At 69.2% G+C, this 24,617-nt stretch carries 20 protein-coding genes and 2 pseudogenes; 7 read left to right on the top strand and 15 right to left on the bottom strand.

Annotated features, from left to right (window positions below):
- Positions 1-231: 231 nt before the first annotated feature.
- Both MDN94_RS27305 and MDN94_RS27300 read left to right on the top strand, forming a co-directional pair.
- Entirely contained in the window at positions 232-4,716 is a 4,485-nt protein-coding gene (locus tag MDN94_RS27305) for an aminotransferase class I/II-fold pyridoxal phosphate-dependent enzyme (RefSeq protein WP_482729095.1), read from the top strand.
- Between the two features lie 7 nt (positions 4,717-4,723).
- Positions 4,724-5,557, top strand: a complete 834-nt coding sequence (locus tag MDN94_RS27300; protein WP_482728557.1) for a class I SAM-dependent methyltransferase — start codon at positions 4,724-4,726, stop codon at positions 5,555-5,557.
- On the opposite strand, the gene MDN94_RS27295 is transcribed toward MDN94_RS27300, so the two are convergent.
- The 3 genes from MDN94_RS27295 to MDN94_RS27285 form a co-directional block, all read right to left on the bottom strand.
- Positions 5,469-7,313: a glycoside hydrolase family 15 protein gene (locus MDN94_RS27295; protein WP_482728556.1), complete on the bottom strand. Its 1,845-nt coding sequence runs from the start codon at positions 7,311-7,313 to the stop codon at positions 5,469-5,471. The two genes, MDN94_RS27300 and MDN94_RS27295, sit on opposite strands and share 89 nt — an antisense overlap.
- Positions 7,314-7,482: 169 nt before the next feature.
- Positions 7,483-8,769: an MFS transporter gene (locus tag MDN94_RS27290; RefSeq protein ID WP_482728555.1), complete on the bottom strand. Its 1,287-nt coding sequence runs from the start codon at positions 8,767-8,769 to the stop codon at positions 7,483-7,485.
- A gap of 718 nt (positions 8,770-9,487) precedes the next feature.
- A complete protein-coding gene (locus MDN94_RS27285; RefSeq protein WP_482728554.1) occupies positions 9,488-10,015 on the bottom strand; it encodes a winged helix-turn-helix transcriptional regulator in 528 nt (175 codons plus the stop codon).
- A gap of 101 nt (positions 10,016-10,116) precedes the next feature.
- On the opposite strand from MDN94_RS27285, the gene MDN94_RS27280 reads away from it, so the two are divergent.
- The 3 genes from MDN94_RS27280 to MDN94_RS27270 are packed head-to-tail and all read left to right on the top strand — an operon-like array spanning position 10,117 to position 12,932.
- A complete protein-coding gene (locus tag MDN94_RS27280) occupies positions 10,117-10,839 on the top strand; it encodes a crotonase/enoyl-CoA hydratase family protein (protein ID WP_482728553.1) in 723 nt (240 codons plus the stop codon).
- Positions 10,840-10,871: 32 nt separating this feature from the next.
- Complete coding sequence (locus MDN94_RS27275; protein WP_482728552.1) at positions 10,872-12,098, top strand: acyl-CoA dehydrogenase family protein; 1,227 nt, start codon at positions 10,872-10,874, stop codon at positions 12,096-12,098.
- A gap of 57 nt (positions 12,099-12,155) precedes the next feature.
- Positions 12,156-12,932: an SDR family oxidoreductase gene (locus MDN94_RS27270; protein ID WP_482728551.1), complete on the top strand. Its 777-nt coding sequence runs from the start codon at positions 12,156-12,158 to the stop codon at positions 12,930-12,932.
- A 34-nt stretch (positions 12,933-12,966) separates the two neighbouring features.
- Here MDN94_RS27270 and MDN94_RS27265 read toward each other — a convergent pair.
- Positions 12,967-13,273 (bottom strand): annotated as a pseudogene (locus tag MDN94_RS27265) (Tn3 family transposase); the annotation flags it as partial.
- Positions 13,272-13,385 (bottom strand): annotated as a pseudogene (locus MDN94_RS27260) (Tn3 family transposase); the annotation flags it as partial. The pseudogenes MDN94_RS27265 and MDN94_RS27260, both read right to left, overlap by 2 nt.
- Before the next feature lie 45 nt (positions 13,386-13,430).
- Between MDN94_RS27260 and mltG the strand changes: the two are divergent.
- Complete coding sequence (gene mltG, locus MDN94_RS27255; protein WP_482728550.1) at positions 13,431-14,300, top strand: endolytic transglycosylase MltG; 870 nt, start codon at positions 13,431-13,433, stop codon at positions 14,298-14,300.
- A 77-nt stretch (positions 14,301-14,377) separates the two neighbouring features.
- On the opposite strand, the gene MDN94_RS27250 is transcribed toward mltG, so the two are convergent.
- Entirely contained in the window at positions 14,378-15,460 is a 1,083-nt protein-coding gene (locus tag MDN94_RS27250) for an NAD(P)-binding domain-containing protein (RefSeq protein ID WP_482728549.1), read from the bottom strand.
- A gap of 74 nt (positions 15,461-15,534) precedes the next feature.
- Here MDN94_RS27250 and MDN94_RS27245 point away from each other — a divergent pair, with 74 nt between their 5' ends.
- On the top strand, positions 15,535-15,957 hold the full coding sequence (locus MDN94_RS27245; RefSeq protein ID WP_441265882.1) for a secondary thiamine-phosphate synthase enzyme YjbQ: 423 nt from the start codon (positions 15,535-15,537) through the stop codon (positions 15,955-15,957).
- 77 nt (positions 15,958-16,034) lie between these two features.
- Here MDN94_RS27245 and MDN94_RS27240 read toward each other — a convergent pair whose 3' ends face one another.
- From MDN94_RS27240 to MDN94_RS27200, 9 genes are all read right to left on the bottom strand, one after another.
- Complete coding sequence (locus MDN94_RS27240) at positions 16,035-17,684, bottom strand: FAD-dependent oxidoreductase (RefSeq protein ID WP_482728548.1); 1,650 nt, start codon at positions 17,682-17,684, stop codon at positions 16,035-16,037.
- Between the two features lie 59 nt (positions 17,685-17,743).
- Positions 17,744-18,658: an AurF N-oxygenase family protein gene (locus MDN94_RS27235; protein ID WP_482728547.1), complete on the bottom strand. Its 915-nt coding sequence runs from the start codon at positions 18,656-18,658 to the stop codon at positions 17,744-17,746.
- A 528-nt stretch (positions 18,659-19,186) separates the two neighbouring features.
- A complete protein-coding gene (locus tag MDN94_RS27230; protein WP_482728546.1) occupies positions 19,187-20,860 on the bottom strand; it encodes a polyamine aminopropyltransferase in 1,674 nt (557 codons plus the stop codon).
- Between the two features lie 8 nt (positions 20,861-20,868).
- On the bottom strand, positions 20,869-21,306 hold the full coding sequence (locus MDN94_RS27225) for a DUF350 domain-containing protein (protein ID WP_482728545.1): 438 nt from the start codon (positions 21,304-21,306) through the stop codon (positions 20,869-20,871).
- A 77-nt stretch (positions 21,307-21,383) separates the two neighbouring features.
- A complete protein-coding gene (locus MDN94_RS27220) occupies positions 21,384-21,785 on the bottom strand; it encodes a DUF4247 domain-containing protein (RefSeq protein WP_482728544.1) in 402 nt (133 codons plus the stop codon).
- Complete coding sequence (locus MDN94_RS27215) at positions 21,782-22,276, bottom strand: DUF2617 family protein (protein WP_482728543.1); 495 nt, start codon at positions 22,274-22,276, stop codon at positions 21,782-21,784. Before MDN94_RS27215 ends, MDN94_RS27220 begins: the two co-directional genes overlap by 4 nt.
- Positions 22,273-22,446, bottom strand: a complete 174-nt coding sequence (locus tag MDN94_RS27210) for a hypothetical protein (RefSeq protein ID WP_482728542.1) — start codon at positions 22,444-22,446, stop codon at positions 22,273-22,275. The genes MDN94_RS27215 and MDN94_RS27210 overlap by 4 nt, the downstream gene beginning before the upstream one ends.
- Before the next feature lie 73 nt (positions 22,447-22,519).
- Positions 22,520-23,797 carry a PP2C family protein-serine/threonine phosphatase gene (locus tag MDN94_RS27205; RefSeq protein WP_482728541.1) on the bottom strand — a complete coding sequence of 426 codons (1,278 nt, stop codon included), beginning with the start codon at positions 23,795-23,797 and terminating at the stop codon, positions 22,520-22,522.
- Entirely contained in the window at positions 23,794-24,603 is an 810-nt protein-coding gene (locus tag MDN94_RS27200; RefSeq protein WP_482728540.1) for an alpha/beta fold hydrolase, read from the bottom strand. The genes MDN94_RS27205 and MDN94_RS27200 overlap by 4 nt, the downstream gene beginning before the upstream one ends.
- Between the last annotated feature and the right edge of the window lie 14 nt (positions 24,604-24,617).

Raw genomic sequence — 24,617 nt, 5'->3', positions numbered from 1 at the left:
TGACCGGCACGGACGACTCCCGGGCAGGTGCCGCTGCCGAGATGCACCGTGGACCTTCCGCGCCTACTCTCGAAACGGAGACCGCCCTGTAACTCCGAGGGCGGCATGGGAAGTTCTCGTCGAGCGTCGCGTCTGCCGTTGGCGGTTCCACTGGCTCGTGGCGGGCGATGCCCACCTGCGGATTCCCTCCCGCGTGAGGAGGCGGTTTCCTTGACGCGGATCCACCGGTTGATGGCTTGTTACCTCGCCTTCGTGGTCCCGTTCACGGTTCTCTATCTGACCTATCCGGACCGGCGTACCACCATGTGGGCCGTCATCGGGCTCGCCGGCGTCGCCGCCATCCTGGTGGGAATCCGCGTCAACCGCCCGTCCCATCGCTGGCCCTGGTTGACACTCGCCGCCGCGAACCTCGCCTTCACCGCGGGCGACACCGCGTACAACATTCTCAACAGCGTCTTCGATCAAAGTAATCCGTTCCCCTCGGTCGCGGACGGTTTCTATCTGTCCACCTACCCTCTCTTCGCCGCGGGGCTCATCGGTTTCATCCACTACCGATGGCCGGGAAGGGACCTGCCGAGCCTGCTCGACGCGCTGATCATCACTGCCGGTCTGGCGGTTCTCCTCTGGGTCTACCTGATCGGTCCACTGAGCCACGTGGAGGGAATGACCTGGATACAGCGGGCGATCTCGATCGCCTATCCGCTGGGTGACGTACTGATGCTGACGATGCTCACCCGTCTGCTCGCCTCCAACGTGGTCATCACGCGCAGTATGCAGCTACTCACCCTCGGTACCGTGGGCATCCTCGCTTCGGACCTGCTGTACGGGCTGCTGCAGTTGAACGGCACCTGGCAGGTCGGCACCCCCATGGACCTGGGCTGGGTGGTCTTCTTCACCGCATGGGGTCTCGCCGCGCTCCATCCGACCATGCGGGACCTGACGGAGCAGGTGCCCCAGCGCAGTTCCCCCGCCTTTCCCCCCAGATACAGGCTTGCCCTTCTCGCGGCCGCCTCGCTCATCGCGCCCGGCATTCTGCTCTACCAGGCCCAGCGCGGCAAAGTCAGTGACGCGGGCGTCATCGCCGTATTCTCCACGGCGCTGTTCCTCCTCGTCATACTGCGGCTGGCGGGCGCGGTGGGAGTCCACCGGCAGGCCGTGGCCAGGGAACGCAGTCTGCGCATGGCCGCTGCCTCGCTCCTGACAGCGGTCAGACCGCGTGAGGTAGCCAACTCCGTGGAGAGGGCAGTGAGTGCGCTGTTCGGGCCCGGCGTGCCCCACGTGACCGTCCTGCTGGCCGTGGAGGGAGAAACGGGCCTGTACGCCGTGAGCACCGACTCTCACGCGTGGAGTTGGAGGATCAGCAGGGACGACGACACCGGGCCGAATCTGGTCTCCGCGCTCAGCAACCACGGGGCCCGACTGGTCCCGCTCGCGGAACTCGACCGACACGTGGTCGACGGTCTGGACGACGTGCACACCGCGCTGCTGTGCCCCCTGGTACTGCAGGACCGGCCGACCGGGGAACCTCTCGTCGGGGCCCTGTTCGTGGCAGGCCCCGAGCACAAACTGATGGAGCTGTGGAGTTCGCTCGAGATCCTGGCCTCCCAGGCAGCGCTGGCGGTGGAGCGGGTCGGACTCAGTCAGGAGGTCAACCGGCGCAACAGCGAGGCGTACTTCCGCACGCTGGTGCACAACGCCTCGGACGTCATCCTCATCCTGGACGACGACGACACCGTCCGGTATGCGAGCCCGTCGGCCGACGGCATGTTCGGCAACGACAGCCTCATCGGCATGAGGTTCACCGCGCTGGTCGATCCGCAGGACCGGGAGCGGGCGTGCCGGGCGCTGGCGGGGATGCGGGTCACGGGTGACCAGGACATGCATGAGGACTGGCGGATGCTGAGTCCCGACGGTCGGCGCACCGACGTCGAGGCCCGCTGCAGCAATCTGCGCGACGACCAGACGGTCCACGGGCTCGTCCTCACCCTGCGGGACGTGACAGAACAGCGTCAGTTGGAGCGGGAACTCACACGCCATGCCTTCCACGACTCGCTGACCGGCCTGCCCAATCGCATGCTTCTCCTGGAGCGCATCGAGCGGGCCCTGGCGCGTGATCGCCGGGAGTCGACCATCGCCTGCGTGCTCTTCATCGACCTGGACGACTTCAAGGTCGTCAATGACACGATGGGCCACACGGTGGGGGACGAGCTCCTGGCCACGGTGGGAGCGCGGCTTTCCGCGACACTGCGGCGCAGCGACACGGCGGCCCGACTGGGCGGCGACGAGTTCGCGGTGCTGATGGAGGGGGCGAAGGTACCTCTCGATGCGGAGGTGCTGGCCAGCCAGGTCATACAGAGTCTCAACCAGTCGTTCCGGCTGTCCGACGGCATCGTCAGCGTATCGGCCAGCGTGGGCATAGCCACTGCACTCGACAGTGCGGACGCGGAGGAACTGCTCGGTCACGCCGACCTCGCCCTCTACGCGGCCAAGGCTGCGGGGAAGCGGCAGTGGCGCAGATACCAGCCCGCCCTCCACGCCGACATGCTGGAACGCCACGAACTCCAGGCCGGCCTGGACGCCGCGGTCTCGCAGGAGGGTTTCGCCCTGCGCTACCAGCCCATCGTCGCGCTCGGCAACGGCGAAATCATCGGCTTCGAGGCGCTGGTCCGTTGGCCGCATCCGCGGAGGGGCCTGGTACCACCGGACGAGTTCATCACGCTCGCGGAGGAAACCGGGCACATCATGCCGCTCGGCGCATGGGTACTGGGCCGAGCCACGGCCGACATCACGCGCTGGCAGCAGACGGTCCCACGTCCGGTCCCGCTCTGCGCCAGCGTCAATGTGTCCGCACGCCAGTTCCGGGACCCGGGGTTCCTGGACCAGGTGCGTCGCACACTGGAGTCGACCGGGCTGGCGCCGGGATCGCTGGTGCTGGAGCTGACGGAAAGCGTACTGATGCGCCGCGACGAACAGGTCCAAGGCGTGATGAGGATATTGAAGGATCTCGGCGTGAGTATTGCGATCGACGACTTCGGTACGGGATTCTCGTCATTGAGCTATCTCAGGGAATTTCCGATCGATGTCCTCAAGGTCGACAAGTCCTTCATCGACGACATATGCGTGGACTCCCAGCAGGTTGCACTCGTCGAGGGAATCGTCCGCATCGCCGACACTCTTGGTCTCCAGGTCATCGCCGAAGGCATCGAGGACCTGGAGCAGCGTGAGTTGCTGGCTGCTCTGGGCTGCCGCTTCGGGCAGGGCTACCTGTTCGCCCGTCCGATGACGGCGGATCAGGCGGAGACGCTGCTGCGCGGCGAGCGGCAGAACCGGACCGCCAGTCTGGTCGACAACAAGACGGGTCGAACGGCGCTCCAGCTGCCGAGCAGCCCTCTGCGTGAATCTCCAGCCGTCGGCCGGATGCCTCCGCAGAACGTCCCCACCCCTACGGGAAACGAGGAAGCAATGCGCAAAGCGCCCCCGGAAGCACAAGGCGTCCGGCACGACCCGAGATGGGGAGATCTCGAGCGCCTCCGCCAGACCAGTCCCATGAGCGACGCGGTTTTTGACGAGGTCGACGGACGTCGTATCCGCTGCGGCGACCACTGGCTGACCGATTTCGCGTCATGCAATTATCTCGGCTTCGATTTCGACCCGGAGATCATGGCATCGATCGAGCCGATGGTGCGGAAGTGGGGCACTCATCCCAGTTGGTCACGGATGATCGGCAACCCCCAGCTCTACCCGCAGATCGAGGAGAGGCTCACCGAGCTCCTCGGCGCACCGGACACCTTGGTCCTCCCCACGATCACCCTGATCCACGCTTCGGTGATCCCGGCCCTGGCCGGGGAGGGCGGACATGTCTTCGTCGAGGCGGAGGCACACCGGACGGTGTACGACGGCTGCCTGGTCGCCCGTGGACAGGGCGCGACCGTGCGGCGGTTCCATGCCGACCGGCCCGACCAACTCGTCGATCTGCTGCGGGCCGTTCCGCACGGGGGCGCCCGGGTGGTGTGCCTGGACGGCGTCAACAGCATGACCGGGAACATGCCCGACCTGGGCCAGCTCGCCGGGCTGTGCCGGGACTGGGGCGCCACACTGTACGTCGATGACGCGCACGGCTTCGGAATCATCGGTGAGCGCGGTCCGGATGAGACATCCCCCTACGGATCCCGCGGCAACGGCGTCGTGCGCCATCTCGGCGAGACGTACGACGGCGTCGTTCTCGTCGGAGGCTTCTCCAAGGCCTACTCCTCGCTCCTCGCCTTCATCGCCCTGCCCACCTGGCTGAAGGAGCATCTCAAGGTCGCCGCGGCACCCTACCTCTACTCCGGGCCTTCACCGACCGCCTCTCTCGCCACGGTGCTGGCCGGTCTCGACGTCAACGAGCGGCGCGGGGACGCCATTCGCGCCGACCTCCAGCGCAAGACGGCCACTGTCCTCGACCATGTGCGCCGGCTCGGCATCGCTACCCCCAACGTCCACGGTCTGCCCATCATCGAGCTCCCGCTCGCCGACGCCTCCGAGATCGACGCGCTCGGACGGTTCCTCTGGGACAAGGGCATCTACGTCACGCTGGCGGCCTATCCCCTGGTTCCCCGCAATCGTGTCGGATTCCGTATCCAGGTGACGGCGCTGAACACCGACGAGGACATCGACCGGCTCAATGACACGCTGACCGCTCTGACCGAGCGGTTCGAGTTCCGGCCCAAGCTGTGAGGCCCGTATGAGCGGCCCTCCAGCCGTGCCTCGCCGACCGATCCGCAACCAGGACGTGGACTGGGACGATTGGCCGGTCCAGGACTACCTGGCCGAGAACTACCGCGTGCTCCATCCCTGTGACGCCGCGGTGATCAGACACCACTCGAGCTTTTACCGGCAGTTCGCGCCCGGGTCCATCGAACGCTCCCTCGAATTCGGTGCCGGGCCCAACCTGTACCCCCTGATGTTGGCTGCCGCAGCCAGCCGCCGAATCGAAGCCGTCGAGCTCGGCGCCGGCAACGTCGCCTATCTGACCCGCCAGCTCCGAGAGGGACCCGACGAGAGCTGGCAGGCGTTCTACGCGCTGTGCCGTCGGCTGGACCCCGCGCTGCCCCCCGCCCTTACCGACGCCCTGTCCCGCGTGCGCGTCGTTCACAGCGATGCGCGATCCGTCGCACGTGGCACCTACAGCCTCGCTTCCATGAACTTCGTGGCCGAGAGCGTCACCGAGGACCTGGACGAGTTCACCGAGTTCTGCCACTTCTTCGCCGCGTCCGTGCGCCCGGGGGGCTACCTCGTCGCCTCGTTCATGGAGAACATGCCGAGCTATCGCATCGGCAGCGCATCGCACTGGCCGGGTTGCCCGGTGGACCGGGCGTCCGTACACAGAGCTTTCGCTTCCTGTACCGAGCGACTCACCGTCACCCGCATCGAAGCGGACGCCACCCTGCCCGACTACGGGGACACCGGCATGGTGTTGATGAGAGGCGTCAGAACTCGGCAGGCGTCTCCGGCGGGGCCCGGTACCGTGCGTTCACCGACGCGCCGGTCGGAGAGTCCAACGCCTTCTTCAGAGTGAACGCTGTGTCGACCAGGGCGATATGACTGCATGCCTGAGGAGTGTTCCCGAGCTGCCGGCGCCGCTGCGGATCCCACTGTTCGGACAGCAGGCCCACATCGTTGCGGATGTCCAGGACCCTTTCGAAGGTCTCGCAGGCCTCTTGCGGACGACCTGTGGCGGCGAGCGCGTCGGCGAACCACAGTGAACACGCGACGAATGTCCCCTCGGGTCCATGCAAACCGTCCACGCCGTGCAGGCCGTGCCCGAAGTCCGCATAACGGCGGAGGAACCCGTGGTCGTCCAGCGACCTGATGGCCTCGACGGTGCTCAACACCCGCTCGTCGTCAGCAGGGAGAAAGCCGAGCTTCGGGATCAGCAGGACCGAGGCGTCCAGCGCCTGGGAGCCGTAGGACTGAACGAACGCCCTCTGCCGGTCGTCCCAGCCCTCCCGGCACACCTCTTGGTGCACCTCGTGGCGCATCTCCCGCCAGCGGCCCACCGAACTGCTCACTCCCAGCATGTGTGCCATGCGCAGGGCGCGGTCGGCGGCGACCCAGGTCATCACCTTGGAATGGACGAAGTGGCGCCTGGGCCCGCGCACCTCCCACAGGCCCTCGTCGGGCTCACGCCAGTGCTCATCGAGGTAGCTCATCAGCGACTTCACCAGGCTCCACATATGGTGCTGGATGGGGATGCCCGCGCGCAGCGCCAGACAGAGTGTGTCCAGCACTTCGCCGTAGACGTCCAACTGGCGCTGGTTCACTGCGGCGTTGCCGAAGCGGACGGGCTGTGAGCCCTGGTATCCGGGCAGCCAAAGGGCCACTGACTCCTTGAGGCGTCGCTGTCCTGCCAGGCCGTAGAGCGCCTGCAGATCCGCCGGATCACCCGCGATGGCCCGCAGCAGCCACTCCAGCCATGCCTCCGCTTCGTCCCGGAACCCGCTGCGCAGCAGACAGGACAGGGTGAGGGTGGAGTCGCGGAGCCAGCAGAACCGGTAGTCCCAGTTGCGTTCCCCTCCGATGCATTCCGGCAACGATGTGGTCGCGGCCGCGACGATGCCGCCCGTGGGAGCGTAGGTGAGCGCTTTGAGCGTGATCAGCGAGCGCACCACCGCCTCGCGCCAGGGCCCCCGGTAGCGGCACTTGGCCGCCCACTCCTCCCAGAAGTCGAGGGTGCTGCGAAGTGCGGCATGCGGGTCGGCCCAGCCGGGCAAGGACAGGTGGGAGGGCGCCCAGACGAGCATCAGGGCGAGATGTTCGCCCGCCGAGACCCGGAAGTCGAAGAACATGCGGTCGTCGGCCATGTGGACACGCACCCGCTGATCAGCGCCCAGCCACACGGAGTCCGGGCCCGCCACCGCGATGGTGTACGTCTCGGTGGAGCGCATCCACGGGACCACACGTCCGTGGTGGAAACGCAGTCTCAGCTCTCCTCGCATGTCGACCGTTCCTGCGAGGCCTTCGATCCGCCGCACCAGGCAAGGCGGACCGGCGCGCGGAGGCATGAAGTCCGTGACCTTCACGGCGCCTGAGACGGTTTCCCAGAAGGTGTCCAGCACCAGGGTCTCCCCCCGGTACGCCCTGCGGCTGCAGGTGTCGGCACCTGCGGGCGAGACTCGCCAATACCCGTTGTCCTGCGTACCGAGCAGCGCCGCGAAGCAGGCGGGAGAGTCGAAACGGGGCAGGCACAACCAGTCCACCGACCCGTCCCGGCCGACAAGGGCCGCGGTCTCCAGGTCGCCGATGATGGCGTAGTCCTCGATCAGCCTGGCCATGAGGGGGCATCGCCGTATCCTCTTGACGTCACGGTGACAATTTTAGGATCGGCGCCGGACGGTCGCACCCGGACACCTGCCGCCGCAGCACGGAGCGTCGTGCGCAGTCGTCGGAGCGCTCAGCGGCGGCCGCAAACCTGACGAGCCGAACCGGAGACGACTCCCGACTTCATGAGATGTCCCTTTCCCGGCCGGTGCCGCCGCCGCGGTCCTGCTCCACGGCACGTACGCCGGGCAGATAGAGGAAGGCGAGGGTGACCACTGCGCCGATGACGCCTGCGGCGATGAAAGTCCGGCGCACTCCTACAGCCGCTGCGACAGGTGCCGCGAGGGCGTACGAGAGCGGCAGGAGCGCGAGTGAGACGAACCAGTCGACGCTGGATACCCGGCCCAGCAACTCGGCGGGTACCAGCCGCTGCTTCGCCGTGGCCCAGGCGATGATGCCGGCTGTCTCCAGTCCGTTGACCGCGGCGCAGGTGACGGCGAGTTGCCAGCTGCTGTTGGCGAGGCCGTATCCGGCGACCCCCAGTGTGGCGAAGGTCCAGGTCCAGTACATGAAGGTGATGAACCGGCGGGGCAGCCCGGCCTGTCCTACGATCACCGCCGCAAGAATGGCACTCACACCGCCGCTGGCGAGCACCAGTCCCAGCTCCGTCGCCGACCCGTGCAGCACGTGTTTGACCATGTACGGCAGCAGAACCTCGGTCGGGCCGAGGAAGAGCAGGTAGGCGAAGGTGGCCGACACGAAGGTGCCCCACAGCCAGGTGTTGGCCCTGACATAGCCGAGGCCTGTGCGCAGGTCCTTCCACAGAGACTCCCGCTCCTGGGAAGTGTCGGGCGGCAAGGGCCGAAGACGAGCCAGGCACCCGGCGGAGAAGAGGAAGGTGAGAGCGTCGAATCCGAAGGCCCAGCCGGGTCCCACTCCCGCGACGAGCACGCCGCCGAGGGCGGTTCCACCGATCTGCACGGCTGCCGGTCTGACGAATTGATCAAGTGCATTGGCCCCCACCAGCTCCGACTTGGGGACGAGAGTGGGCACAGTGGCGTCGAACGCGGGCGGGAAGAAGCCGGATGCCGCGCCGTACACCGCGACCGCGCAGATCACGTGCCACAGTCGCAGAGTGCCGCTCAGCGCGAGGACGGCCAGCGTTGCCAGGCAGGCACCACGGACCAGGTCACTGGAGAGCATCACCTTGCGACGGTCGAAGCGGTCACTGACGACACCGCCGACCAGCACCAGCGCAATCTGCGGGGCGGCCAGGGCCACACCGACGACGGACATGGCGCTGGGGGTGCCGGACAGTGTGTAGACCTGCCACGCGAGCGTGACGAGCAACACTCCGTCGCCCAGCAGCGAGACACTCATCCCGATCCAGAGGAGCCGGAAGTCGCGGTGGGCCAGCGGCGTCAGCAGGCGCACTCGACGGGCGCCTCCCGCAGCGTCGAGGATCCTCATCCAGGTCCTTGATGAAACATTTCGAGTGCCTCCCGGTTCGGCCCTCGGCCAGGGGGACCTCCCCAAGGGAGCGATCGCCGCCGCGGACGCGCCTGCCCGGGGTTTGAGATCACCCCATCGGGGGACTCGCGGCGCACACGGTCGCCGACCCGCGATCCGGCCAAAGGTTCCTCCTTCCCCGCGCCGACTCACATGCTCTCGAAGGGCTGCGATGAAGGGGCGGCCCTGACGGCCTCGCGCCGGTTGACGACGCGGTGCTCCTGAGAAGGCGTGGCATGCGCTGCTCACCCACGGGGCACGAAAGTTGTTCCTCGTGGTCCACCGTCATCGGACGGGCGAACTGACGCTCGTCACCGGACCGATGGCCCATGGATGTCCTCCGGCTTGTTCCACCTCTTCGAAGCATTCGGTAACCATCCGTAGGCCGAGCTTGTCGGCGCACGCACAATATCCGCAGCAAAGCGCTTCGTTGCTCATCGACACGGAGACCGGTCACTTACGGACAGTGAGGATGCCGTTTCCGACGCGAGCTGGGCAGCGGGAAGCGATATGACCCCCCGTTCGAGGACTTCCGTGAACGGCGACTTGGGGAAACGCAATCGCCTCGGGGGCTCTCGCGTCCGGCCTCGGCCTGCCCGCACAGGAAGATGCCTCCAGGGACATCTCGCTGCGCGAGAGCAGGTGGGACGGGACTGCCTCTGCTTCGGCTGAGCGCGGTTCAGGTGCTGGCGACTTGTTCGGGGTGCCCGTCCATGGCGAAGCGCGCCCGCACGTCGGGACTGTCGAGGAGCCTTGCCGGGTAGCCGGGTCCGGTGCGCACCGTGACCTCTTGGTGGTGCAGTGGTTCACCGCATGAGGAGCAGACGACCTTGGCCTGGGTGTCGTGGTCGCAGGCGGTGTGGTGCATCACCACAGGGGCGCCGGTATCGTCGGTCAGCCACCGGTCGCCCCAGGCGTTGATCGCGGCGAGCACGCCGAAGAAGTCCCGGCCCTTGTCCGTCGGCAGGTACTCGTGCCGGACCGGCTCGCTCTGGTAGGGGCGGCGCTGCAACAAGCCCGCGTTCTCCAGGAGTCGGAGCCGGTCGGTGAGGGTGTTGCGCGCGATGCCGAGCGAGTCGATGAAGCCGTCGAAACGCGACTCGCCGTAGAACACCTCGCGCAGGACCAGCAGCGTCCAGCCGTCGCCCAGGATGTCCACGGTGCGGGCGATCGAACAGGGCCAGTTGTCGAACGAGGTCCGTCTCATATCAACGACCTTATCAGTTTCATCATGAGATTCACTGCCCTCGGTGTCCCGGCCCGACTGGCGTCCCGTGAGTCTCATCATGCAACTTACGAGGAGGGGCGATGAGCTCCACGCCTGCGAGCACACCGGCGGTCACCGTTGAGAGGGACGGCCACGTCCTGCTGATGGGCCTGAACCGGCCCGCCAAGCGCAACGCCTTCACCAAGCAGATGCTCAGCGAGCTATCGGCCGCCTATGGTCTGCTGGAGTCCGAGGACGACCTGTGGTGCGGCGTCCTGTTCGCCCACGGCGACCACTTCACCGGCGGCCTGGACATGCTCGACGTCGGCGCCGAGCTGGCTTCGGGGAAGTTCGACGCTCCCGAAGGAGGGCGCGACCCCTGGCGCCTGGACGGACCGTGGTCCAAGCCAGTCGTCGCTGCCGCACAGGGCTGGGTGATGACGCTCGGCATCGAGCTGCTCCTGGCCGCCGACATCCGCGTGGCCGCCGAGGACACACGGTTCGCCCAGTACGAGATCCGACGCGGCATCTACCCCTTCGGCGGCGCCACCTTCCGCTTCCCCCGGCAGGCCGGGTGGGGCAACGCCATGCGCTGGATCCTGACCGGCGAGGAGTTCGACGCCGCGGAAGCGCACCGCATCGGCCTGGTGCAGGAACTCGCCGCCGACGGGCCGGCCGCCATTGCCCTCGCCACCGAGATCGCCACCCGCATCGCCGAAAAGTCCGTGCCCCTGGGTGTGCGCACCGTCTTCGCCTCCGCCCACCTGGCCCACGAGTACGGGGAGAGCGCCGCGATCGAGCGGCTGCTCTTCACCGGCCGCTGACCAGCCCGCCCAACCCCATCAGGAGAGATCTTGTGACCACCGTGAAGACGCCTTCCCTGTTCGACCTGCCGCCCGAGATCGCCGAGGCCCGTGAGTGGGCCCACGGTTTCGCCGAGAAGTACGTACGCCCCGTCGCCGCCGAGTACGACGAGCGGGAGGAGATGCCCTGGGCGGTCATCGAGGAAGCCGCCAAGGTCGGCCTGTACACCCCCGAGTTCGCACTGCAGATGATCGCCGACCCCACCGGACTCCTGCAGCCCGTGGTCGCCGAGGAGGTCTTCTGGGGTGACGGCGGCATGGGCCAGGCCCTGCTGGGCACCTTCCTGCCCGCCGCGGCCCTGTTCGGCGCCGCCACCAAGGAGCAGATCGACACCTGGCTGCCCGCCTTCTTCGGCACCCCCGGCGACCTGGCCGTCGCGGCCCTGTGCGCCAGCGAACCGAACGCCGGCAGCGACGCCGCCGCCATCCGCACCCACGCCCGCTACGACGAAGCAGCCAAGGAGTGGGTGATCAACGGCACCAAGACCTGGGCCACCAACGGCGGCATCGCAGGCATCCACGTCGTCAACGCCGTCACCGACCCCGACCTCGGCGCCCGCGGACACGCCCTGTTCCTCATCCCGCCCGGCACCCGCGGTCTCAGCCAGGGCCAGAAGTTCGTGAAGCACGGCCTGCGCGCCTCCCACACTGCCGAGGTCGTCCTTGATGACGTACGCATCCCCGCCGACCTGGTCCTCGGCGGCAAGGACGCGCTCGACCAGCGCCTGGCCGCAGCCCGCGCAGGCACCCGCGTCCGCGTCCCCGCGGCCATGGCCACCTTCGAGATGACCCGACCCGGCATCGGCGCGATGGCCGTCGGCGTGGCTCGCGCCGCCTACGAGTACGCCCTCGAATACGCGGGCGTCCGCGAGCAGTTCGGCCGGCCGATCATCGACAACCAGGCCATCGCCTTCACCCTGGCCGACATGGCCATGGAGATCGACGCCGCCCGCCTCCTCGTCTGGCGCGCCAGCCACATGATGACGCGCGGCGAGCCCTTCACCCACGCCGAGGGCAGCATGGCCAAGCTCAAGGCCAGCGAGGTCGCCGTCCGCACCACCGAACGCGCCGTGCAGATCCTCGGCGGCAACGGCTACACCCGCGACTACCCCGTCGAACGCTGGGCGCGCGACGCCAAGATCTTCACCATCTACGAAGGCACCAGTGAGATCCAGCGCCTGGCCATCGGCCGCGCCCTGTCCGGCCGCCGCATCCGGTAGACACCGTCTCCCGCACGTCCAGCCCTCCAGCCCTCTACCACCTCACCGGAGCATCACATGAGCACCCAGACGCCTGTCCTCGAAGGCAAGGTTGCCGTCGTCACCGGAGGCGGCCGCGGCATCGGCAAGATGATCACCCGAGGACTTCTCGAAGCCGGCGCCAAGGTCTACATCTCCAGCCGCAAGGAAGCCGACCTGACTTCGGCCGTCGAGGAGCTGAGCCCCCTCGGCGAGGTACACGCTGTGTCGGCCGACCTCGGCACCGCCCACGGTGTGCAGACCCTGGCCGGCCACCTCTGTGAACGTGAGAGTCGCGTGCACGCGCTGTTCAACAACGTCGGCGCCAACTGGGGGGCGCCCATCGAGGAGTTCCCCGACTCGGCCTGGGACAAGGTGCTCTCCGTCAACGTCAAGGGCGTCTTCGCCCTCACCCAGGCCCTGCTGCCGCTCCTGAAGGCGGCGTCGACCCCCGACGACCCCGCCCGTGTGATCAACACCGGCAGCGTCGACGGGCTGCGCGCTCCCGCCCCCGGCTTCAACAACTTCTCCTACAGCGCCAGCAAGGCCGCCGTACACATGCTCACCCGGCAACTCGCGGGATCCTTCGCCCCCGACGTCCTCGTCAACGCCGTAGCCCCCGGCCTGTTCGAGTCGAAGATGACAGCAGGCATCCTCAGCCTCGGCACCGACGCCGTCGCCGAGCAGATCCCCCTCAAGCGCATCGGCCGTCCCGAAGACATGGCAGGGATCGCCGTGTTCCTCGCCGGCCCCGCCAGCAGCTACATCACCGGGGTCGTCATCCCCGTGGACGGGGGAATCCTCGCCACCTGCTGAGCCCGGCAGGGGCCGCAAGGCCCCCGCCGGCCTCCTACTTCTCCTCGCCCTCATCGGTACCGGCACCAGCTGGGTCACGCAGAGGCCGCAGGCCGCCGCCGGGCCGGTACGATGGCGCGGAAGCTGCAGCGGCCCAGGCAGTTGAGGTGCGCGTGACGCAGCGGGGAGAGCCGGGCGACGTCCTCGTCCAGGACGTCGTACTCCCGCTCCTCCGGTGGCGGAGCCCGCAACTGCTCGACGTCCAGGTAGCGGGTGGTCCGGCGCACCGCGGCGTTCAGGACCAGGCCGAGCGCGCCGAGCTGGTCCTTCCGGCGCTTGCGGTACGCCTGCATGATCTGTCCGCAGCCCGTCCACGGAGGCGAGCAGCCCGTCGCCCCAGGGGGAGACGATCGGCGCTCGCGCCTGGGTCTCGATCAGCTCAGCGTTCGTCGCGGCGATGGTGTCGGCGCGCAGGCGCGGCTCCTGGATCGGCGTACATGTCCCGATTAGCGTGTCGATATGATGAACGAGCCCTCATCGCGGGGACGGCCCAGGCACCGGCCACGTCTGACGCGGCGCGGCCGGCTGGTGGTGGTGGCGGGCGCCGTGGCGGTGTCGGCGGCCGCGGTCCTGGTGCCGCTGCTCACCCCGGAGCCGGAGAAGCCGCACCGCCCGCCGCCGCCTCCGCAGCAGAAGCTCGTCATCCCCGAGGGCCGGCGTGCCACCCAGGTGTACGCCGCCGTCGACAAGGCCCTGAAGGTCGCGCCGGGAACCACCGGAAAGGCGGCCGCAACGGCGAAGCTGAGGCTTCCGCCCGACGCCCGCGGCAATCCGGAGGGCTACCTCTTCCCGGCCACCTATCCCTATGACGCCACCAGCACCCCGGCCGGGCTGCTCAGCTTCATGGTCAACACCGCCGACCAGCGTTTCGGCAGCCGGCGCATCGCCGACGGTGTCAGCCGCAACGGTGTGACTCTTCATCAGGCGGTGAACATCGCCAGCATCGTGCAGGCCGAGGCCGACAGCGCCGACGACATGGGCAAGGTGGCCCGCGTCATCCACAACCGGCTCGCCCAGGGCATGCCGTTGCAGATGGACTCGACGATCAACTACGCGCTGGGCCGCAGCACCGTGGACACCACGACCGCGGACACCCGGCTGCGCAGCCCGTACAACACTTATGAGAACCAGGGGCTGCCGCCCTCACCCATCGGCAACCCGGGGGAGGTCGCGATGCTCGCGGCGGTCGCCCCGCCGCCGGGCGACTGGCTGTACTTCGTGACGGTGAAGCCGGGCGACACCCGCTTCACCAGCAGCTATGAGGAACATCAGCGGCATGTGGCGGAGTTCAACGCCGCACGGGCAGAGGCGCGCGCCACGGACGGCTGAGACGTCGAGTTGTCGTCACGGCGCGCGTCGTGCGGGACGCTGGTCATGAGCACGCCCGCCCTCGGGCCGTACGCCCGTCAGACGGGTGCCGGTTCCTTCTCCAGCAGCCGGATGATCTCCCGTACGGCGGCCCGCCCGGCGCGGTTCGCGCCGATCGTCGAGGCAGAGGGACCGTAGCCGACGAGGTGGACGCGGGCGTCGCGCACCGCTCGGGTGCCGTCCACCCGGATGCCGCCTCCCGGCTCACGCAGGCGCAGTGGCGCGAGGTGGTCGATCGCCGCGCGGAAGCCGGTCGCCCAGAGGATCACGTCGGCTTCGACGCTCCGGCCGTCGTCCCAGGCGACCCCGGACGGTGTGATCCGGTGGAACATGGGCAACCGGTCGAGCACCCCCGTCCGCCGGGCCTGCCGAATCGCGTCGGTCAGTGGCAGACCGGTGACGGAGACGACGCTCCGCGGCGGCAGGCCGCGCCGTACACGCTCCTCGACCAGCGCCACCGCTGCCCTTCCGGCACCCTCGTCGAACGGGCCGTCCCGGAACACCGGGGGCCGCCGGGTCACCCATGTCGTCCCGGCCGCCGCCTCGGCCAGCTCCATCAGATGCTGCGTCCCCGACGCTCCGCCGCCGACGACGATCACCCGCTTTCCCGCGAACTCCGCGGGGCCGCGGTAGTCCGCTGTGTGCAGCTGCCGCCCGCGGAAGCTCTCCTGTCCCGGATAGCGCGGCCAGAACGGGCGGTCCCAGGTGCCGGTCGCGTTGATGAGGGCCCGCGTCGACCAGATGCCCTCCGAAGTCTCCACCGACAGCCGTCCGCCGTCCCCTTCGCGGACGGCCGCGACCGCCACGGGCCGGTGCACGGCCAGGCCGAAACGCCGCTCGTAGGCCGTGAAGTACGCGCCGATCACGTCGGCTGAGGGCCGGTCGTCGTCCGCGCCGGTCAGCTCCATGCCCGGCAGCGAATGCATTCCGTGCACCTTGCCGTAGGTGAGTGAGGGCCACCGGAACTGCCAGGCGCCACCGGGGCGCGGGGCGTGGTCGAGCACCACGAAGTCGCGGTCCGGCAGCAGGCCGGCGCGCCGCAGGTGATAGGCGGCGGACAGGCCGGCCTGCCCCGCGCCGACGACCGCGACGTCCACTTCACGAGCCACCAAGTCGTTCACGTTTCTACCAACAGGGTGGGCGGCGCGGATCTTCCCGCAGGGCCACACCGGGCGGCGAACGAGAAGATGGGGCCATGCCCGGAACCTTCACCACCAAGACCGTGACCATCAGCACCGGCTCCGACGAGGCGGTCACCGACCTGACGGGGGAGTGCGAGCGCTTCCTCAGCGAGAACGCGGGCGGCGCCGACGGCCTGCTCAACATTTTCGTCCCGCACGCCACCGCCGGTATCGCCCTCATCGAGACGGGGGCCGGCAGCGACGACGACCTGCTGACCACGCTGCACACCCTGCTCCCGGCCGACGACCGCTGGCAGCACCGGCACGGCAGCCGAGGCCACGGCAGGGACCACGTGCTCCCCGCCCTGGTCCCGCCGCATGCGACGCTTCCCGTGGTCGGCGGCCGGCTCGAACTCGGCACGTGGCAGTCCGTGTGTCTCGTCGACACCAACAAGGACAACCCGGACCGCCGGGTCAGGCTGAGCTTCCTGGGCTGACCGGCGCACGCCCGGGAAGCGCTCGCGCACCCCGGGCCTCGCCGTGCCCGGGCGCAGCCCTCCCGGGGAGACGCCTGTCAGCGCGGCATCAGCCGGCGGCCGGACTTCGCCGACTTCACCAGCTCCGCGACCGTGGCCAGCTTGACCCGCGGTCTTCCTTCGCGCAGGCCGCGGGCGACCTCGGCCCGTTCGATCGCCGCCAGCCCCGACGCGTCGACGACCTGGCGGTTGCGGCTGCGCACCAGCCGCTGGAACGCCTTCGCCGGCGACGGGGGCGCGGGCAGCGTGCCGGCGACGGCGTCGGAGAGGAGCGTGCCGACCGTCTCGGCGGCGCACGTACGGTTCGCGCCGATGCCGCCGGACGGCCCGCGCTTGATCCAGCCCACGACGTACGTCCCGGGCATCCCGGTCACGCGGCCGTTCTCGTGCGGCACGGTGCCGGTGGCCTCGTCGAAGGGCAGGCCGGCGATCGGCGCGCCCCGATAGCCGACGGCCCGTAGCAGCATGCCGGCGGGTATGTCCCGCGGCTTTGGCGTCCCCGTGGTGCGTACGGCACGCACGGTGTCATCGCCGAGAACCTCCGACGGTGCGGAGTGGAAGCGGAACACGATGCGCCGCCCCGGGGCAGGCGGAAGGGACCAGTCCATCTCGCGGCGGGTGACGTCCTTCAGATCGGCGGCCTTGTCCTTGGCCGCGGCGTTCTCGATGCTCGCGCCGATCCGTGGATCGTGGTCGTCCACCACCAGTTCCACACCGGGCAGGTGCTTGAGAGCGAGGAGTTCCGACCTGGTGTACGCCGCGTCCGAGGGGCCGCGACGGCCGAGGAGCACCACTTCGCGTACTTTCCCGGCGCGCAGGGCGGCCAGCGCGTGGTCGGCGATATCGGTGCCGGCCAGCGTCTTTGGGTCACGGGCCAGGATCCGCGCGACGTCGAGGGCCACGTTGCCGTTGCCGACCACGACCACGCGTTCGGCCGACAGGTCCACGGCGTCCGGCGCGACCTCGGGGTGGGCGTTGTACCAGGCGACGAACGTCGTCGCCGAGATGCTGCCGGTCAGGTCCTCGTCCGGGATCCTGAGCCGGCGGTCGAACGAGGCGCCGACGGCGTAGATCGCCGCGTCGTGGTGCGCGGCGAGTTCTTCCGCCGTGACGTCCTTGCCGACCTCGATACCCAGGTGCATCCGCACCCGCGGATGCGTGTGGAACCGCCCGAAGGTCTCACCGACCTTCTTGGTCGCGGGATGGTCCGGCGCCACGCCGTAGCGCACGAGACCGCCGGCCACCGGCAACCGGTCGACCAGCGTCACCTCGGCGTTGGTGTGCAGCAGCAGGTCCTGCGCCGCGTACATGCCGGCCGGGCCGGTGCCGACGACCGCGACCCGGATCGGCGCGAAGTCGGCCGGCAGGACGCGCTTGAACTCCGGCTCCCCCCAGACATGGAAATTCGGGCTGTCGCCCGCCGGTTCGGGCGCCTCTTCCTCGAAGTAGGCCGCGTTGATCGCCGCGTACTCCTGCTGCGACCCGGAAAGGCTGTCCACGGGGAAGACCGCGTCCACCGGGCAGGCGTCCGCGCAGGCGCCGCAGTCGATGCAGGATTTCGGGTCGATGTACAGCATTTCCGTGCTGCCGAAGGCCTGTTCCTCCGGGGTGGGGTGGATGCAGTTGACCGGGCACACGGCGACGCACGTGGCGTCGCTGCAGCAGGTCTGCGTGATGGCGTAGGTCATGTCGTCAACTCGGCTCGGCTCAGATTCGGTCGGGTCATCGGGTCGGGTCGCTCGTGGTGTCAGATCAGGTTGGCGCGCTTGTAGAAGAAGAGGGCGGGCCCGGTGAGCAGACCGGCCGAGGCCAGGAATTCCATGAGGCCCGAACAGCTCGACCGCATCATGGACTTGTGGTGCTCGTTGGCCTCGGCCTCGCGGACGGCGCGCTCCTTGTCGAGCCCGGCGTTCGCGTAGACGTTCTTGTTCACCATGCTGGTGACGATGACGTACGACGCGATGGCGACAATGAGGGCGTTGATCTGCCGCCGCAGGCGGCCTGCCCCGCGGAGGCGCTTGCGCGTCTCGTCACGGGCGAACTTCATGTGCCGGGACTCCTCGACGACATGGATGTTGTTGATGGTCCGGACGAACGGCACCACCCGCTCGTCGCGCATCCAGTCGCGTTGCATGACGTCGAGGACCTCCTCGGCGACGAGGATCGCGGCGTACGCCGCCTCGCCGAACGCGACGGTCTTGAAGACGCGGCCCAGTTCGACCGCGAAGCGGTGCGGCCGGTACGCGGGGGCCCCGAGCTTCTGCGCGCCACGGGCGAACATGATCGAGTGCCGGCACTCCTCGGCGATCTCGGTGAGCGCCCACTGGAACGTGGCGTCGGTCGGGTCCTTGGCGTAGATGTCGCGGAGGACCATCTGCTGAAGGATCATCTCGAACCAGATGCCGGTGCTGGCCACGGACGCGGCCTCCTGCCGCGTCAGCTCCTTGCGCTGGGCGTCCGTCAGTTCGTTCCAGTACGCGGTGCCGTAGAGGGTGCTCCACTCGGGGCTGGCGCCATGGAAGTCCTTGTCCAGCGGCGTCTCCCAGTCCACCTCTGTGGCGGGGTCGTACGCGAGCACGGCGGCCGAGTCGAGCAGTCGCCGGGCGACGTCATGCTCATGCGACGGTTCCTGCGTCTTGGGCCGGAGGGTGCTGCTGGACATGGTGCGGCTCCTCGAAACGAGTGGTGTGATGTTCCTTGTTCGCAGTCGGGTGCGGCCGGCAGGCACCGTCGGCCGTCCTCGCCGCCGTGATGCCGCCGCAGCTTATTAGACGCAGCGTCTAGCAAGCTGTTGGACGGACCGTATAGCAAGAGCGGATGCGGGCCTACCCCTCAGTACGAAATCGGCGAGAGGGCATGGCCGGATGTCGCCGGTGCGGGATTCCGTGGAGCGTCATGAATGCGGCGAAGTGCCGTGAATCAGGCAGAGGTGAAGGCCGGTTCGGCGACGGAAGAACCGGCGGCAGACGCCTGGGAGGGTCGGCAGGAGACGGCGCACCGACGCACCCGGCCCCGGGGGAACCGGAGTTCCGCGTCGGCAGGACGGCAGGACGGCAGACGCAGGAGGAGAGGACGGCAGGACGGCAGACGCAGGGCGGCGAGGGCGGCTGGACCGCAGGGAGGCTGCGGTGCGCCGGGCACGGCGACGGGCGGTCCTACTGCTGTCGCCCGCCCCGGACTCCTGTGGGGCTCAGTAGTTCCGCCACTCGTTGAGCGTGTACTCCAGCACCACCGGATCCATCAGCGTGCTCGCCCGGACGTCCAGGCGGCGGCGGTCCAGCGGGAAGACGGCGGCGGCCTCGAGGACGGAGTCGTCCAGGAACCGCAGCGGCGGCGCCTGTTCGGCCAGGCGCAGTGCCGGGGGCGAGCCCTCGGAGCCGGGGGTGGCCAGGATGAAGCCCCAGTTGCCGAAGCTCGGAACATCCACCTGGTACTCGGTCGTGCGGTATCCGGCCTCGCCGATGGTCGCGGCGATGGACCAGTACGACCTGGGGGCGAAGAACGGGGACCCGCCCTGCACCATGACCTGGCTCTCCGGCTTCAGGACCTGCTTGAGCAGGTGGTAGAACTCGACCGAATACAGCTTGGCCAGCGCCGCGCTGTCGGGGTCGGGGAAGTCGATGACGACCGTGTCGAACCGCCGCGTGGCGTCCCGCAGCCAGTTGAAGGCGTCGGCGTTGACGGACGTGACCCGGCGGTCGCGCAGCGCGTCCCGGTTCAGTTCACGCAGCGGCTCGAAGGTGCGGGCGAGCCTGGTCATCGCCGGATCCAGGTCGACCAGCGTCACGTCCTCGACGTCCTCGTAGCGCAGCACCTCGCGCAGGGCGAGTGCGTCGCCGCCGCCGAGGATCAGCACCGAGGAGCGCTTGCCCGACAATGCCGGGTGGACGAGGGCCTCGTGGTAGCGGTACTCGTCGACGGAGGAGAACTGCAGATCGCCGTTGAGGAACAGCCGCATGTCGGGGTCCCCGGTGAAGGCGGTCGACCGGGTGACGACTATGTCCTGGTACGGCGTGGTCTCGGCGTGCACGATCGGGTCGCGGTACAGCTGCTGACGTGCGGTCACCTCGATGTCGTCCGCCAGGGCGTACACCGTGCCGAGCACGGCGAGGACGGCCGCCATACCGGTCAGCAGTGACACGCGTACGACGCGGCGGGTCTGCCGGCGGAAGATCCACAGGACGACGACGACCCCGGCCACGGCGTTGACGGCGCCGACCACCAGCGCGCCCTTGAGCTGCCCGAAGGCGGGAAGCAGCAGCAGCGGGAAGCACAGCCCGCCGACCAGCGCTCCGATGTAGTCGACGGCGAACATGTCGGCGACGGCGCTGCCCGCCTCCTGCCGCCTGATCCGCTGGAGCAGCGTCATCAGCAGCGGGATCTCGGCCCCGATGAGGAGGCCGACGGCGAACGTGACCACCACCATCGACGGCATGTAGATCCGCAGCCAGGCGAACGACACGTAAAGGACAAGCACCGAGAGCCCGCCGACGAGCGCGAGCATCCCCTCCACCAGGGCGAACGAGCCGACCGCCCGCCGTTGCAGCGGTTTGGCGGCCAGCGAGCCGATGCCCATGGCGAAGACCATGACGGAGATGACCACGGAGGTCTGCATCACGGAGTTGCCGATGAGGTAGCTGCCCAGCGCCGTCAGCGCCAGTTCGTACACCAGGCCGCAGGCCGCGCAGAGGAACACCGCGAACAGGAGCAGGAAGCGGGACCATCGGGAGTAGGCGGCGAGGGAGGGCTCGGCGTCGGCCGCGGCGGGCGGGCCGTCCGCCGCGGCCGGGCACGCGGCGGTGTTCCCCGCCCCGTCCGGTGCCGCCTCGTCCGCGGCAGTGTCGTCCGAAGTGGTGGTGCTCATCGTCCGGTTCAGGAGACCGCGGCGCCGACCATGAAGGCCGTGCCGATGTACATCGCCGCCTGGACCCAGGCGGCGGGGTGGGGGCGGTCGCCGTTGTCGTCGAGCACGGAGTGACCCAGCCGGCCGGGCGTGAGGAGACCGACGACGACAGCGATGAACGTCATCACCACGACTCCGGACAGGCCGTACAGCAGGGTGCTGGCGAGCCCCAGGCCGAGGCCCTGCTCGGACTCGCTGGCCCGGATGGATTGGTCGATGACAAGGCCGATGGCTATCGTCTGGCCGGCGAGGAGGACTGCCGCGCCGCGGTTGCGCTCGGTCCACACCACATGGACGAGCTTGCCGGGGGTCACCAGGTCGAGGGCGATGAAGCCGACGGCCATGACGATGAAGCCGACCAGACCGTAGAGCAGGGCGACGCCTGCCGACTCGAAGATCTCTGCCACGGGGATGCCTTTCGGGGACGTCGTCGAGGAGTGCGGGTGGGTGCGGGACCGGGGACGCTACGGGGCGCGGTGGGCGGTCACTTGCCGGATCCGGGGCCGCCGCCGCGGAATTCGTTGCTGTCCGGGTCCGGCCACACGGACCGGATGTTGGACTTCCAGCGGTAATAGCCGGTGCGGTAGTCGTCGATCTCGATCCTGCTGCCGTTCTGGTGCGGGACGATCGAGACGATGTCGTCCCGGTAGCGCAGGAAGACCTTGCCCGAGTCGTCGATACGGTCACGGGCCGAGGTGTGGCCGTCGATCTCCTTCGCGACCTTGGACGTCGTGTCGCTGTTGTCGACATAGCCCACGCCGTTGCTGGTGTACTGCTGGCGGATCCAGGTGGACGGCACGTCGTTGTCGTCGTCCGGCTCACTGGAACAGGCGGTGAGCGCGATCGCGGCGAGTATCGTCACGGATATGAGTCGGGCTGTCTTCATCGGGCCTCCAGCCGGGTGTACGTCGCCACGATCTGGCGGCTCTGCGGGTAGGTGTGCCAAGTGCGCCATCCCGGCCCGGTGCTGAGCCGCTCGACGGTCAGTGCGGTGACCGCCTCGGGGGAGCCGGGGAAGATGCCGTGCAGCGACTCGGCGGCGTCGTCGGACCGCTCGCGGATCCGGTGCACCTCTTCGCTGAACCCGGCGGCGGTGAAGTGCCGGACGCGGGCGGTGAAGCGGTAGTGCCACTCGTCGAACTCGTGTAGCGCGGACCCGGGCAGGCCCCCGGCGACGCCGGGCAGGCAGGCCACGGTCTCCCGGACCGGCCCCGCGAAGACCTGATGGGACGCGCCGAGGAGCCGGAGCTGGATGTCGAGCCCGTCGACGGTCAGGTCGCGTACGGCGAGTGCCTCGCGTGGGGGCCGGCCGAGGGTGAAGGAGAGCTGGTCCGCGTCCGTGTCCAGGTACGGGGTCGTCAGTTCTATACCGCTCATGTGTCCTCGCCCGCGCGGACGCCGGCGACCGCCGGGAAGGGGCTCTGCGTCCGCGCGCCGGGCCGGGTGGGGAGGGCGGCGACGGGTCCGGTGCCGAGGGCGGCGAGATCGGGCTTCAACGGTGTTCCCCACGACTTCGGGACGGGCAGTGAGCGCGCTGAGTATGGCACAGCGTCACGGTGCCGCTTTCACGGGGGAACGCCGACTCCTCATGGCTCGGCAGCGCGAGGTCCGGCGTGCTCGTCAGCCGGCTCCCCGAGCCTCCTTACGACCGGGGCGCGGAGCGGTGATGGCGAGGAGGGCGGTGTCGTCGTCCACCTTGTCGAAGGAGTCGAGCAGGTCCCGCACTGCCCCGATGGCGGCCTGCGCGGTGGTCGGGGAGAGGGACCGGGCGAAGTCCAGGAGCGCCTCGTCGCCGTAGCGACCGCCGGCCGTGGTGGTGTGGGCCTCGGTGAGGCCGTCGGTGTAGAGGAGCAGCGTGTCGCCGGGCCGTACGCGGACGGTGGCGGTGGCGATGTCGGCGTCGGGCACGACACCGAGCAGCTGCCCGCCGGGGGTGTGTACGTAGTCGGCGCTCCCATCGGCGCGCATCAGCACCGCCGGCGGATGCCCCCCACTGGCGAGCGTGATGTGGAAACCGCCGCGGTCGGCGGGGGTGAGCAGGCCGTAGAGGACAGTGCAGAAACGGGGGTCCTCACCGTGGGGCTCGTGGTTCAGCACGGCGTTGAGGTTGCCGAGCACGGCCGCCGGGTCGGGGTGGTAGACGGCGGCGGCCCGCAGGGTGTACCGGGCCAGCGAGGTGACGGCCGCGGCGGCCGCACCCTTGCCGCACACATCGCCCAGGAACAGCCCCCAGGTGCCGGCGGTCAAGGGGAACAGGTCGTAGAAGTCGCCACCCACCTCGTCGATCGACGCGATGTGGTAGTGCGCGGCGACGTCCAGGCCGGGGACGTTCTCCAGCGCGGGCGGCAGGAGCGTCCTCTGCAGTGTGGTGGCCAGGCGCTGGAGGCGTTCGCGTTCCCGGTCGGCCTCCTGCCGGGCGCGGAGCAGCTCCGTCTCGTAAGCGCGGCGGTCACGGGCGTCGAAGACGGTGGTACGGATCAGCAGGGCCCGGCCGTCGCTGTCCCGCTTGAGGGCGGAGGTCACCAGGACCGGCAGCCGGCTGCCGTCGGTGGCCTTCATCTCCAGCGCGATACCGCTGACCTCTCCCTGCAGTCGCAGGAGCGGCGCGAAATGGGTCTCGTGGTAGAGCTTGCCGCCGACGGTGAGCAGGTCGGCGAACCGCTTGCGGCCCACGAGGTCCTCGCGCCGGTACCCCAGCCAGTCCAACAGGGTGCGGTTGATCTTGGCGATCTGCCCGTCCAGCAGGGTGGAGAGGTAGCCGCACGGTGCGTTCTCGTACAGGTCCTCTGCGCTGTCCTCCAGCAGCGCGGAGAACTGGCCGGTGCCTTCTCCGCCGCCGGGGGTCGCGCCGCCGTCCCGGGGGCCGGCTGTGCGGTCGGGGGTGTCCCCGGACGTCACCGGCCCGCTCCGGCGGCGAACGAGGCGATCGCCGCGGCGGTCGCCTCCGGCGCGCTGAGCTGCGGGCAGTGGCCGGTCGCGGTGAGCGTGACCAGCTCGCTCCCGTGGATCTGCGCGTGCACGAACTCCCCCACCTCCCGTGGGGCGATCGCGTCCTGGGAGCACTGGGCGATCAGCGTCGGAACGCGCACCTTGGCGAGGTCGTCCCGGTTGTCGGAAAGGAAGGTGGCGCGGGCGAAGACGCGGGCGATCTTCGGATCCGTGCGGCAGAAGCTGTTGGTCAGCTCCTCACCCAGTTCCGGGCGCTCCGGATTGCCCATGATGACCGGCGCCATCGCCGCCGACCAGCCCAGATAGTTCGATTCCAGCGACTCCAGCAGCTCGTCGATGTCCTCGGCGCTGAATCCGCCCCGGTAGCCGGTCGCGGGATCGTCGATGTAGCACGGCGACGGGGTGAGCAGGACGAGCCGTGCGAAGCGCTCCGGTTCCCGCGAGGCTGCCAGGACACCGACCGTCGCGCTCACCGAATGCCCGACGAAGACGGGACGCACGTCCAGCTCGTGGCAGATCTCCAGTACGTCATCGGCGTAGCCGTCGAGGGTGGAGTACCGCTCTTCGTTCCACGCCGACAGGTCGGACCGGCCGGCCCCCACGTGGTCGAAGAGCACTACCCGGAAGTCCCGTTCCAGCGCCGGCACCACGAGACGCCACATGTTCTGGTCGCACCCGAACCCGTGAGCCAGCATCACCACCGGACCGTCGGCCCTCCCGCTCACCGTGACGCGGTTCCTGTTCCGTACATCCATACGAACATCTTCGC

It is taken from the genome of Streptomyces sp. WAC00040 (assembly GCF_056835925.1).
This window is presented reverse-complemented; position numbering and strand designations above follow the sequence as displayed.